Origin of the sequence: uncultured Campylobacter sp. (assembly GCF_938041645.1) — a bacterium.
Lineage (GTDB): Bacteria > Campylobacterota > Campylobacteria > Campylobacterales > Campylobacteraceae > Campylobacter_B.
Genome location: NZ_CALIST010000059.1, coordinates 15,269 through 35,869, shown reverse-complemented (window position 1 = coordinate 35,869; position 20,601 = coordinate 15,269). Strand labels below are relative to the sequence as shown.

At 46.0% G+C, this 20,601-nt stretch carries 19 protein-coding genes; 4 read left to right on the top strand and 15 right to left on the bottom strand.

The genetic code is table 11. The annotated features are described in order from the left end of the window. Positions 1–7: 7 nt before the first annotated feature. Positions 8–2,299 (bottom strand): DUF87 domain-containing protein, encoded by a 2,292-nt coding sequence (locus Q0600_RS08890; protein ID WP_298759368.1) that lies wholly within the window; start codon positions 2,297–2,299, stop codon positions 8–10. Between the two features lie 94 nt (positions 2,300–2,393). Here Q0600_RS08890 and Q0600_RS08885 point away from each other — a divergent pair, with 94 nt between their 5' ends. Continuing rightward, positions 2,394–3,317 (top strand): methylenetetrahydrofolate reductase, encoded by a 924-nt coding sequence (locus Q0600_RS08885; protein WP_298759366.1) that lies wholly within the window; start codon positions 2,394–2,396, stop codon positions 3,315–3,317. Positions 3,318–3,779: 462 nt separating this feature from the next. On the opposite strand, the gene Q0600_RS08880 is transcribed toward Q0600_RS08885, so the two are convergent. From Q0600_RS08880 to Q0600_RS08850, 7 genes are all read right to left on the bottom strand, one after another. Beyond that, the gene (locus Q0600_RS08880; RefSeq protein ID WP_298096707.1) at positions 3,780–3,929 is read right to left on the bottom strand and encodes a hypothetical protein; all 150 of its coding nucleotides are present in this window, start codon (positions 3,927–3,929) and stop codon (positions 3,780–3,782) included. Between the two features lie 350 nt (positions 3,930–4,279). Continuing rightward, complete coding sequence (locus Q0600_RS08875) at positions 4,280–5,278, bottom strand: beta-ketoacyl-ACP synthase III (RefSeq protein ID WP_298759364.1); 999 nt, start codon at positions 5,276–5,278, stop codon at positions 4,280–4,282. An 8-nt stretch (positions 5,279–5,286) separates the two neighbouring features. Then, positions 5,287–6,279: a phosphate acyltransferase PlsX gene (plsX, locus tag Q0600_RS08870; RefSeq protein ID WP_298759361.1), complete on the bottom strand. Its 993-nt coding sequence runs from the start codon at positions 6,277–6,279 to the stop codon at positions 5,287–5,289. A gap of 4 nt (positions 6,280–6,283) precedes the next feature. After that, positions 6,284–6,430: a 50S ribosomal protein L32 gene (rpmF, locus tag Q0600_RS08865; RefSeq protein WP_005871250.1), complete on the bottom strand. Its 147-nt coding sequence runs from the start codon at positions 6,428–6,430 to the stop codon at positions 6,284–6,286. A gap of 18 nt (positions 6,431–6,448) precedes the next feature. After that, entirely contained in the window at positions 6,449–6,802 is a 354-nt protein-coding gene (locus tag Q0600_RS08860) for a hypothetical protein (protein WP_298759359.1), read from the bottom strand. 9 nt (positions 6,803–6,811) lie between these two features. Next, entirely contained in the window at positions 6,812–7,225 is a 414-nt protein-coding gene (ndk, locus tag Q0600_RS08855; RefSeq protein ID WP_298759356.1) for a nucleoside-diphosphate kinase, read from the bottom strand. A 107-nt stretch (positions 7,226–7,332) separates the two neighbouring features. Next, positions 7,333–7,617, bottom strand: a complete 285-nt coding sequence (locus Q0600_RS08850) for a 4Fe-4S dicluster domain-containing protein (RefSeq protein ID WP_298759353.1) — start codon at positions 7,615–7,617, stop codon at positions 7,333–7,335. A gap of 180 nt (positions 7,618–7,797) precedes the next feature. Here Q0600_RS08850 and Q0600_RS08845 point away from each other — a divergent pair, with 180 nt between their 5' ends. The 3 genes from Q0600_RS08845 (at position 7,798) to Q0600_RS08835 (ending at position 12,444) form a co-directional block, all read left to right on the top strand. Beyond that, positions 7,798–8,394, top strand: coding sequence for a peroxiredoxin (locus Q0600_RS08845; RefSeq protein WP_298759349.1), 597 nt, complete (start codon positions 7,798–7,800; stop codon positions 8,392–8,394). A gap of 340 nt (positions 8,395–8,734) precedes the next feature. Next, positions 8,735–11,476, top strand: a complete 2,742-nt coding sequence (locus tag Q0600_RS08840) for a M16 family metallopeptidase (RefSeq protein WP_298759347.1) — start codon at positions 8,735–8,737, stop codon at positions 11,474–11,476. Next, a complete protein-coding gene (locus Q0600_RS08835; RefSeq protein WP_298759344.1) occupies positions 11,476–12,444 on the top strand; it encodes a putative transporter in 969 nt (322 codons plus the stop codon). The genes Q0600_RS08840 and Q0600_RS08835 overlap by 1 nt, the downstream gene beginning before the upstream one ends. 342 nt (positions 12,445–12,786) lie before the next feature. On the opposite strand, the gene Q0600_RS08830 is transcribed toward Q0600_RS08835, so the two are convergent. The 7 genes from Q0600_RS08830 to lysS form a co-directional block, all read right to left on the bottom strand. Further along, on the bottom strand, positions 12,787–13,893 hold the full coding sequence (locus Q0600_RS08830; RefSeq protein ID WP_298759341.1) for a cytochrome d ubiquinol oxidase subunit II: 1,107 nt from the start codon (positions 13,891–13,893) through the stop codon (positions 12,787–12,789). A gap of 1 nt (position 13,894) precedes the next feature. Next, positions 13,895–15,418, bottom strand: coding sequence for a cytochrome ubiquinol oxidase subunit I (locus Q0600_RS08825; RefSeq protein WP_298759338.1), 1,524 nt, complete (start codon positions 15,416–15,418; stop codon positions 13,895–13,897). A 2-nt stretch (positions 15,419–15,420) separates the two neighbouring features. Next, the gene (locus Q0600_RS08820) at positions 15,421–15,627 is read right to left on the bottom strand and encodes a DUF4492 domain-containing protein (protein ID WP_005871229.1); all 207 of its coding nucleotides are present in this window, start codon (positions 15,625–15,627) and stop codon (positions 15,421–15,423) included. Positions 15,628–15,945: 318 nt separating this feature from the next. After that, positions 15,946–16,731, bottom strand: a complete 786-nt coding sequence (locus Q0600_RS08815; protein ID WP_298759335.1) for a shikimate dehydrogenase — start codon at positions 16,729–16,731, stop codon at positions 15,946–15,948. Beyond that, on the bottom strand, positions 16,731–17,762 hold the full coding sequence (locus tag Q0600_RS08810) for a hypothetical protein (protein WP_298759330.1): 1,032 nt from the start codon (positions 17,760–17,762) through the stop codon (positions 16,731–16,733). The genes Q0600_RS08815 and Q0600_RS08810 overlap by 1 nt, the downstream gene beginning before the upstream one ends. 94 nt (positions 17,763–17,856) lie before the next feature. Further along, positions 17,857–19,104, bottom strand: coding sequence for a serine hydroxymethyltransferase (locus Q0600_RS08805; RefSeq protein WP_298759327.1), 1,248 nt, complete (start codon positions 19,102–19,104; stop codon positions 17,857–17,859). A gap of 2 nt (positions 19,105–19,106) precedes the next feature. Continuing rightward, a complete protein-coding gene (lysS, locus tag Q0600_RS08800) occupies positions 19,107–20,600 on the bottom strand; it encodes a lysine--tRNA ligase (protein ID WP_298759324.1) in 1,494 nt (497 codons plus the stop codon). Position 20,601 lies beyond the last annotated feature (1 nt).

The window sequence follows — 20,601 nt, the reverse complement described above, 5'->3', positions numbered from 1 at the left end:
AATCCCTTTAACTCTTCCAAAGTAGCGAAATTTTCTCGTCGTAGATGTCGGTTTTCTTCGGCGAAATTTCTTTCGTTTCGAGTTTAATATTTTTCAGATCCAGGCTCTGTTTTAGCGCGTCTACTTCAGCCTCAAATTTCTGCGTAAGCACCTCCAGCTCCTCTTGTAGCGCGCTTAGGCTATTTTCGGCATTTTTGGCTTCGCTGCGCTCGTTTAAAATTTTATGCGCGCTCTTTGCGCCGCTGATCGCTTTAGAGATATTGCTAGCGCTGCGCGAGCGGCCTAAAAACGCGCCTAAGATCGCTCCGCCTATGTTTAGCGCTGCATCCACGCCGCGACTTAGCACGTCGCCCTTTTCCTTCTCATATTTTTCGCTAGCGCGAGAAATTTTATCCTCAAGGCGCGCTTTTTCCTTTTCAAATTTAGCCGCGATTTCATCGGTTTTGGCCTCTAAAATTTCATTTGCCTTATCGCTTAGACGCACAAAAAACTCCTCCCTGCTCTCGCCCGGTTTTGAGAGCAGATCAAGCGCGCTAAAAAGCTCGAGTTTTTCATTGCGATATAGCCACTCTTTAAAGCTTTTAAGCTGAGCGTTTAAATTTTTTGCTCCCGCGATGAAGCTAGGAAGCGCGCCGTAGAGCGAGCCCGCCTGCTCCTGTCCGCTTAAATTTGCAACTTCTCGCGTGCTCGCCTCGCTCCAATCTATTTCGCTTACGTCCGAAAGCGAAAGCAAAAAAGTGCGCTGCTGCGTAAAATCGACTCCCTTGTCGCAAAATCGCATCTTCGCGCTTGCATACAGATACGGGCTTAGCTCAAGGCTCGCGCCGTAGCTGTAAAGCTGCGAAATTTCACCGGAAACTACGGGTTTGGCGGCACCAGCGGATTTGACGCCTTGCGCGGCGCCCGACACGGACGAAATTTCAGCCTTTTTGTCTTTCATTAAATTTGAAATTTGCTCGTTGCTTAAAGGGCCTTTTAGATAGCTTAGCGCAAAGCGCGTCTCGATTACCCGCAGCACGTCCTCGTTGATGTTTTTTACCAAAAAATTTCGCTTTTTGAGGTTTGAAATTTTCTCCATAAGTACGCTTTTATCGATCGGATTTGAGCCGATGCCGCTTAGGCCGCTGATGACGCGCTCTTTATCCTGCGCGGTCTGCAAGCGTCCGATAAACCACGTACCAATATTGCTAAGCCCTTTATAATCGAGATCGACCGGGTTTTGCGTCGATAATACGCAGCCAAGTCCGAAAGCGCGAGCCTGCTTTAGCAGCGTAAGCATCGGGGTTTTGCTCGGCGGATTGCCGTTTGGCGGGAAGAAGCCGTAAATTTCATCCATATAAAGCACGGCGCGCAAGGAACTCGTGCCGCTGGTGGTGCGCATCCATTTGATCATCTCGCCCAAAAGCAGCGTAACGAAAAACATCCTCTCATCGTCGTTTAGATGCGCGATGGAAAATATATTCGCCCTCGCCCTGCCGTTTTCATCAAAGAGCATCTTGGCGATATTTAGTCGCTCGCCCTCGCACCAAAGCTTAAAGCTCGGGCTTGCGATGAGCGCGTTAATCTTCATCGCAAGCGCCATTCGCTTATCGCTCGGAAAAAAGGTATTAACGTCGAAAACGCCGATTTTATCGAATGGCGGGTTGCCGATCTGCGCGATGAGATCCACTACGCTCACCCCCTCGCCCCTACCGAAATGATAAGACAGAATTTGGCTGATTAGTAAAAATTCCGGCGAGCTGAGATTATCGCTGCTAATCCCTGCGAGGCTTAGCACGCTAGTAGCGATACCGCCGACGTAGTTATTCAAATCCTCTTCGTTTAAGCCTTTCGGCGCTTCAAAGTCGCTTAGCAGGCTGATTCCAAGGCCTGCGCTTGATTTGGGCGTATAAATTCTAAAATCGGCGCTGTTTTTCAAAAGCTCCACTCTCGCCAGGTCTTGATACGAGCCCTCGATCCCTTCGCGCCAGGTATTTGCGGTTTGCTCGGCGAACTCGCGCACGCTAAGGCCTTTGTTTTGCGCCTCGGCCTCGTCGATATAGGGCTCAAAATCCTCAGCCCTCATCTGCGGAAAGGTAAGAGCTAAATTTGTTAGATCGCCCTTCGGATCGATGATGATGGATGGGATATTATCGATCGCGGCTTCCTCTAGCAGCGTGATGCCAAGTCCCGTTTTACCGCTGCCGGTCATTCCGATGATAAGCGCGTGAGTCGTCAGATCCTTGTTTTTATACAAAAATGGCTCGCTGTTTTCAAGCCCAAGATAAAAAAGCTTTAAATTTTCTTGAAGCGTTTTCATTGCGTTCCTTAAATTTGCAATTTGTTCGGCATTATATCATTTAAATTTTTAAATTTAAATTTGCTAAAATGCGCGAAAAATCAAGGAATGGCAAGTGTTAAAAGAAAAAATTAGAAATGGAAAAAGCGGAATTTTGCTCTATGGCATCGTTCCGCCTAAAATCACGTCCTCTCAAGACGAGCTCGAGCGCCTAGGTACGGCGTGGTCGCAGCGCCTAGGCGAATGCGAATGCGACGGCATCGTCATCTACGATCTACAAGATGAAAGCGCGCGCACGAAAGATGAGCGGACCTTTCCTTTTGTGCATACGATCGATCCTGCGTGCTATTACACGCAGTATTTACACACCGATAAAGAAGCGATCATCTACCGCGCGGTAGGCAAATACGACGAGGCGGAATTTTGCGAAATTCTAAGACATGCCGCAAGCGGACTCGGTGTTTTCGTGGGGGCGAGCTCTAAAAACGAAGAATGCAAACTGCATCTAAGCCGCGCCTATGAGATCAAGCGACTCGTGGCACCGCATCTTTGTCTAGGCGGCATCTGCATACCCGAGCGCCACGAAAAGAGCCGCGACGAGCACCTTAAAATCGCGGAGAAGACTGCGGACGGGTGCGAATTTTTTATCACTCAGGCGGTTTATAATGTGCAAAACGCCAAAGATTTCATCGACGATTACGCCGCTTTGGAGTGCAAAAAGGTGCCGATAATCTTTACTTTCACGCCGTGCGGCAGCCTAAAGACGCTTGAGTTTATGAAGTGGCTTGGCATCTCGGTGCCGGATTTTTTGCAGCAACGGCTGCAAAGCAGCGTCGATATCTTACAAAGTTCAACAGCGCTGTGCGCAGAGATGTTTGATTTCATCTATAAATACGCCCTCGCAAAAGGTGTAAGCGTAGGCGCAAACGTCGAGAGCGTAAGCACCCGCCGCGTCGAAATCGAAGCCTCGCTTAGCTTACTAAAAGAGATCAGAAAAATTATCCTTAAGCACGAGAATTTGGGATTTTACGTTATTTAAAATTTTAAATCGGGTACACGAACAAAACGCTAGATAGTCCAAGCTAGCGGAGGAATTTTAGATAATTTCAGATCGATTTCTAAAAAATAAATCTAAATTTTATCCGAACGGAATTTGAACTTAAAATTTATAAAAAATCGCCTTAATAATATGCTTTAATACCTGTCGTCCATAACTGCGAGATAACATTCGTGCTAAAATTTTTCAATGCTTGCAATGGCATTGAGCTGGACCTACCATCAAAACCTATAAACCGCTGTAACTTTCGTACTAAAACTAAACGCATTGACCGCTTCAGTCTGCAGCTGACGCGACCGCACCTTCCGGCTTGCCGCTATCTATATAGAGATAACTAATTTCCTATCTCTTTTTTAGAGTATATTGTATAACGAGGGATAGCTGTAGAGGGCAAACGAAACCAATATTAGATACGACGCCTCTGCACTCATGGCATGGCATCCTTTATCGCCCCGTTTGTGGTATTTGATTAAATTTACCGGCGTTTATGCCAAATTTCAAATCTAAGGCAATTTGATACTTGCTGTTGTGGGCGTTTTGGTATTTAAATTTTATTCTAAAGCCTATGTGTAGGTCGCTCAAAAGATCCACCATACGTCGCCGTAAAAATACTTGCCGAGCTTTGCAGCTATAAAAGCCGTTAATGCAGAATCGGCTGAAATTAACGCCCATTTAAGCTATCGAATATTTGATTTCTTTTGTATTTGAAAAGCCCGCCGCCAAAAAGCAGCAGACCTAAGACTAACGTCGTTTTACTATCTCACGCAGAAGCCGATATGTTAACTGCGCAAGATTATAATATGCTTTCAATCGCAAACGCTTCATTTTAAAATTTTGAAACCTAACTCGGAATAAATATAAATTTGAAATTAGTTTTGTAAATAAGCTTGGAATTTTAACTCTTAAATATGGTGAAATTCAAAGATAATGAAATTTAAAAAGCACTAGTTTATGCTCTTGCCACCGAATTTCAAAAGCGCGCTGCCCCACGTAAAGCCGCCGCCGAACGCATCTAAAAGCATAAGCGAGCCGTTTTTGAGCCTGCCACTCTCATAAGCGTCATTTATCGCCATCGGGATCGACGCCGAGCTCGTGTTGCCGTATTTGCCGATCGTAAGCACGCATTGTTCGTCGCTAAATTCCAGTCTAGCCTTGACTGCCTCGATAATGCGTAAATTTGCCTGATGTGGGATGAAAAGATCGACCTGCTCGGGCGAAATTTTATTTTTCTCCAAAATCTCCACGACGTCGTTACTGAGCGTCGGTACCGCGATTTTAAAGACCTCGCGCCCGACCATCTGCATGAAGCCTAGCTTTTCGTCGATGATCTTCCTGCTAAGCGGATTGACGCTGCCCGGAGCCGGAGTAATGAGAAGATCGCCTTTGCTGCCGTCGCTAGCGGTATGAATGTCGATGATTCCGTTATCGTCGCGTGCCGCGATAATTGCAGCGCCCGCGCCGTCGCCGAAAAGTATGCACGTAGCACGGTCGCTCCAATCGACTATCGAGCTTAGTTTTTCCGTGCCGATTATCAGCACGTGTTTTTTGGCACCGCTTTCGATGAGGGATTTTGCGAGCTCCAAAAGATAAATAAAGCCCGTACAGGCGGCATTTATATCAAATGCCGTGATGCCGAAATTTAAGCCCAGTTTATCTGCGATGACACACGCAGTCGAGGGCATGCAGAAATAATCGGGCGAGATCGTGGCGCAAATTATCGCATCGATCTCGTTTTTTTGTAAGCCGCTACGCTCGATCGCCTTGAACGCCGCTTTCACGCCTAGATCACTAGTACTCTCGCCCTTCGCGATACGGCGCTCATGAATGCCTGTTCGCTTGACGATCCATTCATCGCTCGTTTCAACCATCTTTTCAAGATCGAAATTGGTTAAAATTTCGCTCGGCGCGTATGCTGCGATTGAGATCATCGAGGCTTTTTGCATTCGTTTTCCTATTCGTTTGAAGAAATTTCGCTTTCTATCGCGGAGTTGATTTTAGAATCTGCAAATTTAAGCGCTTGAAAGATCGCGTTTTTAACGGCTTTCGGGGTGCTTTTGCCGTGGCTTATGATGACGCATTCTTTGACGCCTAAAAGTGGCGCGCCGCCGTATTCGTCATAATCCGTACTTTTTTTGATAATTTTAAAGACGCGCTTCATCAAGATGGAGCCAGCGATGGCGATCGGAGATTTTTTAGTTTCGTTTTTGATAAGTTTGCCGATAGCGCTCGCGACGCCTTCGCTGGATTTTAGCATAATGTTGCCGATAAATCCGTCGCACACGACCACGTCTACCGAGCCATCAAAAATTTGATTGCCTTCGACATTACCGATAAAATTTTGCATCTTCTTAAGCATATGAAAGGTTTCTTTTGTTACCTCGTTGCCTTTGCTATCCTCCTCGCCGTTGGATAATAAACCGATGCGTGGCGCGCGCAATCCCATTATCTCTTTGGCGTATGCTTCGCCCATGATGGCGAATTGAAACAGATTCTCGGGCTTACAATCCACATAAGCGCCCACATCCAGCACGAGCGTGCGTCCACCTATAGAATTTGGCATCAACGTAGCAATCGCCGGGCGTAAAATGCCTTTCAGCCTTCCTATGCGAAGCGTAGCAAGGCTCATCGTAGCGCCGCTATGTCCTGCTGATACCACGGCTTTGCAAGTGCCGTCTTTTACTAGATCGACCGCTTTAAAGATGCTACTCTCTTTGCGTTTAAGAGCGTCGGTTGCGCCCTCTTTCATCTCGAAAACTTCGCTTGCAGCTACGTAAGTAATATATTTCTCAAAGCCTTGATCTTGTGGAATAAAAGGCTTGATTTGTGCTTCGTCGCCTACCAAAAATGCATTAAATTTACGCTCTCGCAGCGCATCTACGACCCCGTTTATTATCGGCTCGCAGCCGAAATCACCGCCCATCGCGTCTACAGCAACGCAAATCATCGGATTAATATTCGCCCGTAGTTTTGTTTATTCTATGCGGAATTTTCCAGCTTCCGTCTTTATCTTTGACGGGAATAGGAAGGGTCACTTTGTAGTGAGTGCGTCTTTTCGCCGCACGAGTTTTACTAACTCTTCGCTTTGGAACTGCCATTTTTTCTCCTTTATAAATTTAGTTCTTGCATTCTTCGCAATAAAAATAGTCGCTTTTAAAAGCTCCCGTTTCGCTTCTTAAAATTTCATCCACATCAACTTCGGCGCCGAAAAACTCCATCACATCCAAGCTCTCGTGCTTTTCGTCGTTAAAAACACCCTCGCTTAAAAGCAAATTTACGCTCTCGCTCACGTCAAGATCAAATTCTTTGCCGCAGCGGTCGCAAATGTATGGAATTTTACCCTTAATTTCGCCCTTGCACTCGATAAACTTAGAGTCTTTTCGTTTTAAATTTCCGCTGAGCTTAAGCCTGTCTTGCGAAATTTCAAACGGCACGGGCGCGGCGGAAATTTTAGCAAAAGCGATCTTCACGTGGCGCTCTTAGTAAATTTCTCTTTTTGCAAAGAAAAACGCGATTTCGGTTTTTGCGTTTTCTAAGCTGTCGCTGCCGTGAACGGCGTTAGCGTCGATGCTGTCCGCAAAGTCCGCTCTGATAGTGCCTTTATCGGCTTTTTTCGGATCGGTAGCGCCCATTAGCGCGCGATTTTTAGCTACGGCATCATCGCCTTCTAGCACCATTACGACCACCGGGCCGCTAGTCATAAACTCAATCAGATCCTTATAAAAAGGGCGGTCTTTGTGAATTTCATAAAATTTACCCGCATCTTCGGCGCTTAGGCATAGTTTTTTAGCCGCCGCGATTCTTAATCCGTGGTTTTCAAAGCGATCGATAATTTTGCCGATAACGCCCTTTTTAACGGCATCAGGCTTAATAATAGAAAGCGTTTGCTGCATATAATCTCCTTAAAGTGAAAGGCGGATTGTATCGAAAAATAGGTTAAAATTTATTTAAGGATTGAATGAATTAAAATTCCGCGCATTTGATCGCGGAATTTTATCTGCTAAGCAAATACCGGGGTATCTCCGCTGCGTAGATCCGCACCTATACTATCCCTGCTAGGTTGACCCGCTACGATGTCGCTCCAGATGATACAACCGTCGGTCGGACAGGCGCTAGCGCAAGCCGGCTCGTCGTTGTAGCCTACACACTCGACGCATTTATCGGCATATACGTAGTAGCTATCCTCGCCGCTTGGATTATCGCTATCGTCCACGATCGCATTTACCGGGCACTCGTCGATGCATGAGCCGCAGCTAATGCAAATATCGGTAATTTTTACAGCCATTTTTTCTCCTTTATCAAAAAATGAAGTGCGATGATAACATACTAAATTTAAAAAATGATAAAATTTAATATTATCAAACAAATAAATTTTATTATATAAAAAATTTCATCAAATTTCAGCAAATTTAAAGTTTTAAAATGTATAATCGCCATCATAAATTTTATTAACAAGGAGAAACAAATGATAGTAACCAACAAAGCCGTTGATTTTACGGCAACTGCGGTTTTAGGCAACAACGAAATAGTTGAGGATTTCAACCTCTATAAAAATATCGGCGAAAAAGGCGCGGTCGTATTCTTTTATCCAAAAGATTTTACCTTCGTCTGCCCAAGCGAGATCATTGCATTCGATCACAGATATCAAGATTTCAAATCCAAGGGTATCGAAGTTATCGGCGTTAGCTGCGATAGCGAATTTACGCATCTTGCATGGAAAAATACTCCAGTAAATGCAGGCGGTATCGGCAAAGTGCAGTTCCCGCTAGTTTCGGATATCACAAAAGATATCGCACGCAGCTTCGACGTGCTGTTCGGCAATGCCGTAGCGCTTCGCGGCAGCTTCCTGCTTGACAAAGACGGCACCGTCCGTCACGCCGTCATCAACGACCTACCGCTTGGTCGCAATATCGACGAGATGCTTCGAATGGTCGATACGATGCTATTTACAAACGAGCACGGCGAGGTTTGCCCGGCAGGCTGGCACAAAGGCGACGTAGGAATGAAAGCAGATCCTAAGGGCGTCGCAGAGTATCTAGACAAAAATGCGAGCAAACTATAAGTTGTAAAATTCTTCGCGCGGGCGTACGAATTCTAATTCTAACTGCGTAAGGTTTAAATTTAGCCTTGCATGGGCTGTTAAAGCTAGCAAAGCTTTCTAAATTCCGCTGCCAAAATTTTAAGTCTCGGCAGCGGAATTCCAAAAATTCCAAAAATTCCAAAAATTCCAAAAATTCCAAAAATTCCAAAAATTCCATTCCTCTCAATTCTGCAAGTAAAATTTTAAAACCGCAAGTAAAATCCCAAATCCTTAGCAAAATTTCACTCATAACAAAGCTTGCAAAATCATACTTTAAACTAGCTTTTGTTACAATCGCAAGTTTTTAAATCCAAGGACAATTATGAAAAAGCTTATATTTTTTATCGCCACCCTGCTTTGCTCTTTGAGCCTTTACTCCGCAGATACCAACCCGGACGCGCCACTTAAGCTCGATCCTAGCGTCGTGCGCGGCGAGCTGGCAAACGGCGTGAAATTTTATATCCTCAAAAACGACGTACCGAAAAAAAGCGCGCTTTTTTACCTCAACGTAGCCGCGGGTAGCGTCGATGAAAATGATGACGAGCAGGGGCTTGCGCACTTCGTCGAACATATGGCTTTCAACGGCAGCGAGCACTTCGATAAAAACGAGCTAGTTCATACCTTGCAGCGCCTGGGAGTAAAATTCGGCGCCGATCTAAACGCGCAAACGGGCTTTGAAAACACCACCTATAATATCCAAGCTCAGGTTAATGACGAGACGCTAAAGGACGTATTTTTGGTGCTGCAAGATTACGCAGGCGGCGTTAAATTTGACGAAAACGAAACGCAAAAAGAAAAGGGCGTCATCCTAGAAGAAGCTAAAAAAGACTTTGAGAGGCGCTTTTACGAAAAACGCGCCGCTTATCTGTATCCGGACTCCATCTTCGCAAGGCGCTTTCCGATCGGCAAAAACGAGATAATCTCGGGTGCTACTAGCGAGCAGCTGAAAAAATTCTACGCGCGCAACTACCTTCCTAGCGCCATTAGCATCATAGTCGTAGGCGACGTAAACATTGAGCAGATTAAAAACCTAATCAAGCAAAATTTTAGCTCTCTTTCTGCGCACGGCGAAAAAATCCCGCGCGATCTTAGCCTGCGCCCATTTGAAGGCGGGCTAGCAAGCACCGTAGAGCCCGAGCTCGGCGCTAATGTCGCTAGCGTGCTTTACGCAGGCAAATATGAACCACTAAGAAGCTACAGTGCGCTTAAAAATGAGTGGCTGCAAGCCTACGTATCGAGGCTGATGGAGCTTGGATACGACGCGATGAATGTGAATGCTAAAATTCCGCTTAAAGCCTATTTCGGCTCGGACGATCTGTTTAAAAACCGCAGACTATACAGCATAAGCGCGAATATTTTTAATTTCGACGCCAACGCCACGCTAAGTAGTCTTTTTAGCGCGATCAAAGGGGTACGCGAACACGGATTTAACAATGACGATTTTGATAGCGTTAAGGCGGAATTTAAACATCAAGTGCAAGCCGATCTGCTTAAGAACGATACACAAAGTGCGCAAATAGGGGCACTACTTGATTTCGTACAAAACGGCAATGTAAAGCTTAGTAAGCAAGACGAGCACGATCTAAGCCTCAAGGCGTTAGAAGAAATAACGCTAGCGGATGTTAATAAATTTTTCTCTCAGATAACGGATGGAGCGAGATTTACGGAGATTATCTCGGCAAAGGATTTAGGCATTAGCCAAAAAGACGCGGAGCTGCTCTACGAAAAAGCGCTGCCGTTTAATTTCGCTGCTTCAAAGCTTGCTTCCAAGCAGCTTGCGGGAGCAGATTTAAAAGAGACGGAATTTAAAGCACAAAAAGGCGCTAGCGGCACTGAAATTTTGGAGTTTAAAAACGGCGCTCGCGTAATTTTAAAACCCCTTAAAAGCGAGAAAAATAAAATCACCCTCGCAGCCGTTAAAAAAGGTGGCTACGCGCATTTCGGCAAGGCTCATGGCGAAATTCTAACCGCGCTGCTAAACTCGGGCACCATAGGCGAGCTAAACGAATACGAAGCTGGACGCTTGACCTCAAAATTTGATTATAAGCTAAGATTTAGGATGGATGACGCAGACTGCGGTTTTAGAGGCGCAGGAGCGGATCTGGAGGCGATGACACACGAGCTTTACGCAAGATTTAGCGAGCCGCTAATTCATGCAAGCTCACTTACAAAATACAAAACTGACGCGATTTCGGCGATCGCGCTGCGAGACGAGACGGCGGAATTTAAATTCGGCGAGCAAATTTTAAAATCGCTATATTCGGGAGATATGGCTCGTAAGCAGCCGCTTAGCGTAGATGACGTAAAGAGCGCAAATCTTGCCGATTTACAACGCGATGCGGATGAAATTTTTTCAGGTGTTGGAGATTTTATCTTTGTGCTTAGCGGCGATTTTGAGCCTGCGCGCGCGAAACAAATTCTAGCCAAATATATCGGCAATCTAAAGCCCGGCACAAGCAGCGCTACGCCTAAAACTTTGATGCTAAATACTTCTAGCGGCGAGATTGTGCAAGACTACGGCGATAGTGATAAAAGCGAAGTTCGGATGATTTTTTCAAACTATGAGCTGCAAAATTTCGACTTTGCAGACGCTTATAAATTTCAAGCTTTAAAAAGCGTGCTAAGCAATCGCATCGTCGAGCAGATCCGCGAGGCGCGCGGACAAATTTACTCGGCGATGGTGCATAGCGCCTATGTGCGTGAGCCACAAATCGCAGCGAGCTTGAATGTATCGTTTTCTACCGAGCCGAAAGATGCCCGTGTGGTTGCAGCAAGCGTGAGTGAAATTTTAAAACAGATCGAAAGCTCCGGTGCGAAAGATAGCGAGCTGGCAAATTTCAAAAAAGCGCAAATTTTATCGACCAAAAGGGCTGCGCAGACGAACGATTTTTGGCTTGCTAATATCACTGCGCACGAGCTTTACGGCTATCCGCTCTATGATGAAAAAAGCTACGCGGCAAGCATAAATGCGGTAAAAAGCGCGGATGTGCAAGAAGCGGCGCAAATGCTAAGCGATAGGCTATTTACAGCGATTTTGAATCCAAAAAGCTCCGAGAAACGCTAATGTTCGTTTCATTTTTTAAAAGCAAAAAATGGGCGCTTTTAGCATATACAGGGCTAGTATTTTTGATCGCTATCAATTGGTATCAAACTACGCTGAGCGTGCGTTTCAACGAATGGTATCGCGTATTTTATGATTTGTGTCAAAACGTAGATCGTCATACGTTAAACGATTTTTACGCGCAGATGAGGGTCTTTTTATGGATAGCGATGCCTGCCGTAGCGGCGGCGATTTCGGAGCGATACGTGGCGCGAATTTGGGCGTTTAAATGGCGAGAGGCGATGACCTTTTCCTATTTTTCATACTGGAAAAAGGTAAGTAAAGATATCGAAGGAAGCTCGCAGCGTATCCAAGAAGACATCTACCGCTTCTCAAAAATCATCGAAGATATCGGCACGCGCGTGCTTTCGGCGGCGATGACTCTTTTTGCGTTTATCCCTGTTTTGTGGAGCCTTAGCGAGAAAGTACCTTTTGAGGCGCTCAAAAAAATTCCCGGCTCTCTCGTGTGGATCGCACTTGCAGTAAGCATCGGCGGACTGATAATTTCTTGGCTAGTAGGTTGGTTTCTGCCTAGACTTGAATACAACAATCAAAAGGCGGAAGCTGCGTTTCGCAAAGAGCTGGTTTATGCCGAGGAGAATAAGGCGGAATATGCGAGCGAAGAGACCACAAAGACGCTATTTGGCAAACTAAAGCAGAACTATTACAGGCTATTTTTGCACTACTGCTACTTTGATTTATGGCTAAATTCTTTCTCGCAAATCCTAGTTATCGTGCCATATCTCATAATGGGACCAGGGCTTTTTACTAAGGCGATTACGCTTGGAGTGATGATTCAAGTAGGCAATGCTTTTAACCAAGTACGTGGCAGCTTTAGCGTTTTTATCAATAACTGGACGACGATCACGGAGCTTCGCTCAATCCATATGCGACTTAAAGAGTTTGAAAAAAATATCGATTACAAGGGCTAGATAAAATTTCGCCCGCACCTTGAGCCGGAATTTCGCTCTCTAAATTTAAAGCGAAATTCCGGGCCGCAAGCTTTTAAAATTTCTACGCTTTTACTGCTCTCTTTTTTCTTGATGAGTAATGTTTAGCTTTATAAATTTATAGCTCGCGATTAGCAAGATCATCCAAATCGCGATGAAAACTAAAGATTTGATCATTTTTAATCCTTAAAATTTTTTATAAATGCGGCGCGTAAAAAGCGCCTCCGATATGAAATTTAACCAAGCGCAAAAGCACGCAGTGCCGCGCATGAGAGCAGCTTCTCGCCGCCATACGGCGCGCGGAAGCCGCGCTAGAGCTGGCGCCTAATAATGCTCGTTTGAAAGCCCCTCTTTATCGAGCTTCTTAGCGTCCATCAACCACCAAACGTAGCTGATATAGCCCAGCACGAAAGGAACTAGAAACGATACGTAAAACATCGTCTTAAGCGTATAGAGGCTCGAGCTTGCGTTGCTTATCGAAAGCGAGCTTTGCAGGTCGAAATTTGACGGATAAAACGCCGTGTTGTTTAACCCTAGGATCAAAAATACGCTCGTTACTGCGCATACGACGCCCACGCCGTAGAAAAATACTCCGCGCACGCTGCTTGTAAATGCGCCTTTGAATATCCCCACCAGCACCAGCACGACGCCGAGCAGCAGCAAGATTAGCGCCGCAGGCAGGCTTAGGTAATTGTGCAGATACTTAAAGCTCTCGAGGCTTACGACGCCGCCGGCGCCGACTGTATAGCCCTGCTTTAGCAAGACCCACGCCAAAAACGCGATGAAAAAAACCAAAAACGCGCTAGCGTTAAATTTAAGCGAAGCTTTGAGTTTAGCGATCATTTCAGGCTCGGCGATATTATTCATCAAATATAAGCTCGCTCCCGTCCTAGCGCAGAAAAATAGCGCAACTCCCAAGATGTAATTAAACGGATTTGCTAGCGCCTCAAGCCCGCGAGCGGGGTTTTTCCACTGCACGAAATTATTATCACCCAGCGCAAACTCGCTGCCGCTAAAAAGCGTCGAGACGATGATTCCAAGCAGGATCGTACCCAGAGAGCCGTTTATGAAAAGAAAGGCTTCATAGGTCTTAGCGCCCAAGAAATTATCGGGCTTTTTTCTGTATTCGTAAGCGACGGCTTGGATTATGAAGCAAAAAAGCAGAGCCATCCACGCCCAATATGCCCCGCCGAAGCTGGTCGCATAAAATAGCGGAAACGCCGCAAAGCACGCCCCGCCGAACATAACTAGCGTGGTAAACGTAAGCTCCCATTTCTTGCCGATGGAATTTATTATAAAATCCTTCTCGCTCTCATTTTTCGCCAGCGTAAAAAGCAGCGTCTGACCGCCCTGCACGAAGAGCATAAAAACCAAAATTCCGCCCAGAAGCGAAACCACGCACCACCAATAAATTTGAAAAATTTCGTGCATCTTAAAATCCTATCTTTATCTGTTTTAGCATGATCTTTATCTCGGCTATGAATAAAACCGTAAATAAAACCGCAAAGAGCGCAAACGAGATCATTATGTTCGTTCCCGCCAGGCTCGTAGCTGCGACGCCCACCGGCATAAGATCCTGTATCGCCCACGGCTGGCGCCCTACTTCGGCCACGATCCAGCCCGCCTCGCACGCGACGTATCCCAAAGGAATGCTAAATACGCAAAGCCATAGAATTTTCTTGTATTCGGCGAGATTCTTTCGCATCGCCAAAAATAGCGTAACGAAAAATAGCAAGATAAAATAGCTTCCCAAAGCCACCATCACGTGGAAGCTGTAAAATGTAAGCGCCACGGGAGGGACGATCTGCTTCGCGTCGTCAAAGTAGCCGTAGCCTAAATTTTGCATATTTTGGTTGCCGAATAAAATTTCGCGCGCCTGCTGCATCGCCGCGGTATCATTGGCGTCTTTGGCGGTCTTATAATCCTTTAGCGCTTGCAGGGCAATTTTGCCTTTTTCTATCTTTTTATCCGCGCCTTCGATGCCTAATTTTTCATTTCCGAATACCAAATCATCGATGCCCGGCGTGAAATTATCAAGCCCTCTCGTAGCCATCAGCCCTAGCGCATAAGGCGCTTTAATCTCAAATAAAAATGGCTCCTTATCGTCTCCCGTGGTTTTGCTCGGATTTAAAACTCCCGCCGCGACGATGCCCGCGTTTACTTCGCCTTTATACAGGCCCTCCATCGCCGCAAGCTTCATCGGCTGCTTTTGCGCGACCTGATAGGCGCTCTCGTCGCCGCTAAATAGCACGAAAAGCGAGCTTAACATACCGAAGCTTGCCGCCACGATGAAGCTTTTTTTAGCAAGCGCGAAGTCTTTGTCTTTTAGCATATAAAACGCCGAAATTCCAAGCACAAAAAGCGCCGCGGTAATGTAGCCGCCACCGACGGTATGTAAAAATTTAGCCACTCCGAAGTGAGATAGCGCGATATCTAAAAAATTACTCATCTCGTTTCGCATCGTATCGGGATTAAAGCTCGTACCAACAGGGTTTTGCATCCAAGCATTCGCGATTAAGATCCAATACGCGCTTAAATTTGATCCGATCGCCACGAGCCAGGTCGAGAGAAGATGAAATTTCTTGCTTACGCGGCCCCAGCCGAAGAACATTACCGCAAAGAAGGTAGCTTCTAAGAAAAACGCGAGCAAGCCCTCGATCGCAAGCGGCGCGCCGAAGATGTCGCCCACGAACCAGCTGTAATTCGCCCAGTTGGTGCCGAACTCAAACTCCATTATGATGCCCGTCGCGACGCCGATGGCAAAATTTATACCGAAAAGGCGCAGCCAAAATTTAGTGATCTTGAGCCACTCCTGCTTGCCCGTCGCGACATATAGGCTCTCCATAAACGCCACGATAAAGCTAAGCCCCAGCGTTAGGGGCACGAAAAGAAAGTGATAAAGTGCCGTGAGTGCGAACTGCGCCCTCGACCAATCCACGCTAGCAAGCTCTTGCATTCCTACTCCTTAGTCAAATTTTTATAGATGAAATCGATTTTTTCTTGATCGGTTTTAAATTTAGAATCTAAATTTTCGTCGAAAATGAAAAATTTAAGTAGCACAAAAATTATAAATAGCTTGATCAAAATCACCGCCCATAGTGTTTTGCCAAGCTTCATCGAAGCAAATCCGTGCGCGTAAAATTTTAAAATTTTGCCGAAAAACATCAAATTTTAACCTTTAGCAATTATTAGTTTATATTTTTTATTATATAGTAATTAATTAAAATCTAACTTTAAATTTTAAAAATTTCGCGCTGATTTTATCCTATTTCGGAAAAAATTCCAAACTCTATCGCGACGCGCCGTAGCGCGCGTTTTCAAAAACCGAGCGGTCTCGCCGCTTTTTATTAAAATTTTGCTTCGTTCCGGGCGGCGTAAAAGATAAAGCTAGCGGCGTCGTATCGTTTAACGCAGCAAATTTAAAGCAAGATAAAATTTTACCGTTTGAGCGATATAAATTTAGCGCCGCATCCAGCTCTAAATTTAGCGAAGATTTGCGGCGTGACTCATAAGTTTAATTATCTCTTGGAGATCAAATTTACCGCCGAAAAAGAGATTGAAAGCAAGCGCGCCTTGATTTATCAGCATCTCTTTGCCATCTTTTACGGTCAGATTTTTTGCGCGCGCTGCTTGCAAAAACGGAGTCTGCTTGCCGTAGATAGCATCAAAAGCAAATTTCGCGCGGGATAAAATTTCATCTATTACCCCCTCGGGCGCAGGCAGCGCGTCATCTTTGAGCCCCGCGCCGGTGGCATTGACGATCAGATCGTAGTCTTTGGATTTGAAATTTTCATAGGTAAAAAACTCCTCGCAGCCGAAGTCAAAATCCTTTGCGCTGCGGTTTAGGATGTCAAATTTCACGCCGTTTTTGCCTAGCGCGTAGCCGATTGCTCGCGTCGTGCCGCCCGCACCTAAAATAAGCGCATTGCGAATCTCACCAAAGCCCAAAATCGCGCAGAAAAACCCCTGCGCATCGGTGTTAAAGCCGTGCAGCGCGCTGCCTTTTAGCACTAGCGTGTTTACCGAGCCGATCTGCTTAGCCGCCTCACTTAGGACATCGCAGGCTTTGAGCGCGTCAAGCTTAAAAGGCACGGTTATGTTCGCACCCGCAAGCTTTAAAGCTTCAAATTTAGCTCGCAGTTCCTCGCCGCGCTGCAGCAAAACTCGCCCATAGTAGGCATCCAGCTCCAAAAATTTTATAGCATAATTATGAAGTAGCGGCGAGAGAGAGTGGGCGATCGGGTTGCCAAAAACCGCAAATCTGTCCACTATTTCACTCGGTAGATATACGCTCCACTATTGATGCTGCGCATATCGCTAAGCGCCTTTTGTAGCGCCTCGCCCTCAAAAGGTCCAACTAAAATTTTAGTCACGCTCTTGCTGCCGACATGGGTTTGCAAAGCGATCGGATTGTAGCCTTTTTTAGTGATTTTTTTAGTGTCAGACCCGTTTGGATCGTAGGCATTTGATGCGAAAACCTGCACATAACTGCCGTTTGCCACGCTGGTGCTGGTGCTCTTTGCTGCAACGCCAGCTTTTACGCTCTCACTTTTAGACTCCGGCTTGCTAGCTTCTTTTTTAGACTCAGGTTTTGCTGGCTCTTTCTTGGTCTCAGCTTTAGCATGTTCCTTTTTAGCTTCCGTTTTTGAAAGCTCTTTTTTAACTTCTGTTTTTGCTTGTTTTTCAGGTTCTTTTTTAGGCTCTACTTTCTGCTCGACTTTTCTAATTTCGGTTTTAGAAGGTTCTTTTTTTATCTCGTCTTTTGCAGACTCTTTTTTAGGCTCGGACTTTTTTACGTCAGTTTTTTCAGGCTTTTTGGCTTCGTCTTTAGGCTCAATCTTTTTACTTTCTATTTTAACTTCGGATTTTTTTGGCTCTTCTTTGATTTCGGGCTTTTGGATTTCTACTTTCTGCGCTTCAGGCTGAGCGCTTGCAACAACCTTACTTTCGGAATTAGGCTCTTGGGTCTTTATCTCTACTTTGGTTGGAGCTGCAGATGCTGTATTGGGTTCTGATTTCACCTCTACAGGCTCAGGCTGCGAAGGCTCGGGTTTTTGAACTTGCACGGCAGGCTTTTGCTCCGCTTTGGCAAGCTCTTCTTCACTAGGCATAGTAAGACCTGCGTTAGTATCAATATCGTCTTTATTAATAGCCTTCATTATGATTAAAATGATTAAGAATAAAACTACGACGCCGGCTGCAACGGTAAGACCTTTTTTTAAATTCGCGTTCTTATCGACATTGCCGCTATTGATCACTATGTCGTCTATGCTGCTCATATCGAAATTTTTGTCGTTCATACTCTCTCCTAAGATTATTATTTACTTTGTAAATTCTACCACGCAAAATTTACGAAATAAATAATTCGGGTAAGCTTACCCGAATTTATTAAATTTAATACATCGCGCGGTCGTAGATGATAAAGCGGTGCGCCAAATCCCGCACTTCCTCTTTAACTCGCGCCTGAAGCTTGGAATTTGAGATGTCGCTTAGCACGTCGGCGATTTTATTTCCGATAAACTCAAATTCTTTCTCTTTCATCCCGCGCGCAGTAAGTGCGGGGCTTCCGACGCGGATGCCGCTGGTGACGAATGGACTGCGAGTCTCGCCCGGTACGGTATTTTTATTCGTCGTGATGCCTGCATTTTCAAGCGCGGCGCTAGCGTCCTTGCCGCTAAAATCTCTATTTAAAAAGCTCATCAAAATCAGATGGTTATCGGTGCCGCCGCTAACGAGATCAAAGCCGCGCTTAACCAGCGTCTCGCCCAAAACTCTAGCGTTTGCCTTGACCTGCTTGGCATAGAGCTTCCACTCGGGGCTTAGATTGTGTTTAAAGCCGACCGCTTTTGCGGCGATGACGTGCATTAACGGGCCGCCCTGGATGCCCGGGAAGATCGCCGAGTTGATCCTTTTAGCAAATTCCTCGTCGTTTGTCATTATGATGCCGCCGCGCGGACCACGAAGCGTTTTATGCGTTGTCGAGCTTACGACGTGGCAGTGCGGAAACGGATTAGTATGTTCGCCTGCAACGACTAGCCCTGCAACATGCGCTATGTCGGCGAAAAGAAACGCGCCCACGCTATCTGCGATCTGTCTAAATTTAGCGAAATCTATCTCGCGCGTATAGGCGCTCGCACCGCAAACGATCATCTTGGGCTTTACGATCTGAGCGATCTCAAGCACCTTATCGTAGTTTATGCGGCCGTCGAGCTCTACACCGTATTCGAAGCTCTCATACATCTTTCCGCTGCTTGAGACCTTCGCGCCGTGCGTCAAATGCCCGCCGTGGTTAAGCGCCATGCCTAAAATTTTATCGCCCGGTTTCAAAAACGCGGCATATACGCCTTGGTTGGCTTGGCTGCCGCTGTTTGGCTGGACGTTTGCAAACTCACAGCCGAAGAGCTTTTTGCAGCGATCGATCGCGATCTGTTCGATCTCGTCTACGAACTCGCAACCGCCGTAGTAGCGCTTGCCGGGATAGCCTTCGGCATATTTGTTCGTTAGCACCGAGCCCATCGCCTCCATCACCTCGGGATAGGTGAAATTTTCGCTCGCGATCATCTCCAAATAATCGCACTGGCGGGCAAGCTCTTTGTTGGTTAAACTAAAAATTTTATTATCGAATTTTTCTAAATTTGACACGTTCACTCCTTCTCTAAATTTAGCGGCCTCATCGCAGGGAACAAAATCACGTCACGGATCGATTTTTTATTCAGCAAAATCATCGCCAAGCGATCGATTCCAAGCCCCCAGCCGGTAGTCGGCGGCATCGCGTAGCTAAGCGCGCGGACGTAATCCTCGTCCATCTCGTGAGCTTCGTCGTCGCCCGCGTTTTTAGCGTCGATTTGAGCCTTAAATCTGGCGTATTGATCGAGCGGATCGTTCAGCTCGTTAAAGGCGTTGGCTAGCTCCTTGCCTGCGATGTAAAGCTCAAATCTTTCGGCTATCTGCGGATTTTCGTCGCTTCTGCGCGAAAGCGGGCTGATCGAGATTGGAAAATCTACGATAAAGGTCGGATTTATAAGCTTAGCCTCTACGTAATTATCAAAAAGTTCGCTCTGCAAGTGGCCCAGATCGAGCTTTTCATTGACTTCAAATCTGTCCTCTTTGAGCTTTGCGATGATCTTTTCGCGATCATTTACGATCTGCGGCTCGATGCCGCCTATCTGAGTAAGCGCGTCGAGATACTTTATGCGCGCAAAAGGCTTTGAAAAATCGATCTCGCGCTCATCGTAGGTTAAAATTTTGCCTAGCCCGAGCCTCTTAAATAGCGCTTTAAATAGCTCCTCGGTTAGGTTCATCGCGTCGTTATAATTATGCCACGCCCAGTAGAATTCTATGCTGGTAAACTCTGGATTGTGCGTCAGATCCATGCCCTCGTTGCGGAAGTTTCGATTGATCTCAAAGACCGCTTCCATGCCGCCTACGACGAGGCGCTTGAGATACAGCTCCGGCGCGATACGCAGGTAGCGATCGACATCTAGGGCATTGTGGTGCGTGATGAAAGGCTTAGCATTCGCGCCGCCCGCGATTGGGTGCATCATCGGCGTTTCAACCTCTAAAAATCCGTGTTTTTCAAAAAAGCTGCGGATCTCGCTAACGATGATCGAGCGCTTAATAAAATCCTCGCGGATCTCGGGGTTCATTATCATATCGAGATATCTTTGGCGGTATCGCATCTCGATATCGACGAGGCCGTGAAATTTCTCCGGAAGCGGGCAGATCGCTTTGGATGCAAGCGTTATTTTACTAGCATGGATCGAAAACTCGCCCGTTTGGGTGACGAAAGCGTATCCGCGCACCAAAATTATATCGCCCACTTCGAGATTTTTCTTAAATTTAGCGTAATCCTCCTCGCCAATGCTGTCGCGAGAGTAATAAATTTGAATATTGCCGCTTTGATCTTCTATGTTTGCAAAGGTGGATTTGCCCGCGACACGCTTTAGCTTTAACCTTCCAGCAAGGCTTACCTCCTCGCTCGCTTTTTTATCCTCGGTATCTTTTATGAAGCCAAATTTTTCTTTAAACTCGGCTATGTTCATATCTTTTTTTAGAAAGTGCGGATAGGGATTAGCCCCTAAATTCCGAAGTTCCGACGCCTTGTCTATCCTTTGGATTTCTAACTGGCTATCAAACAAT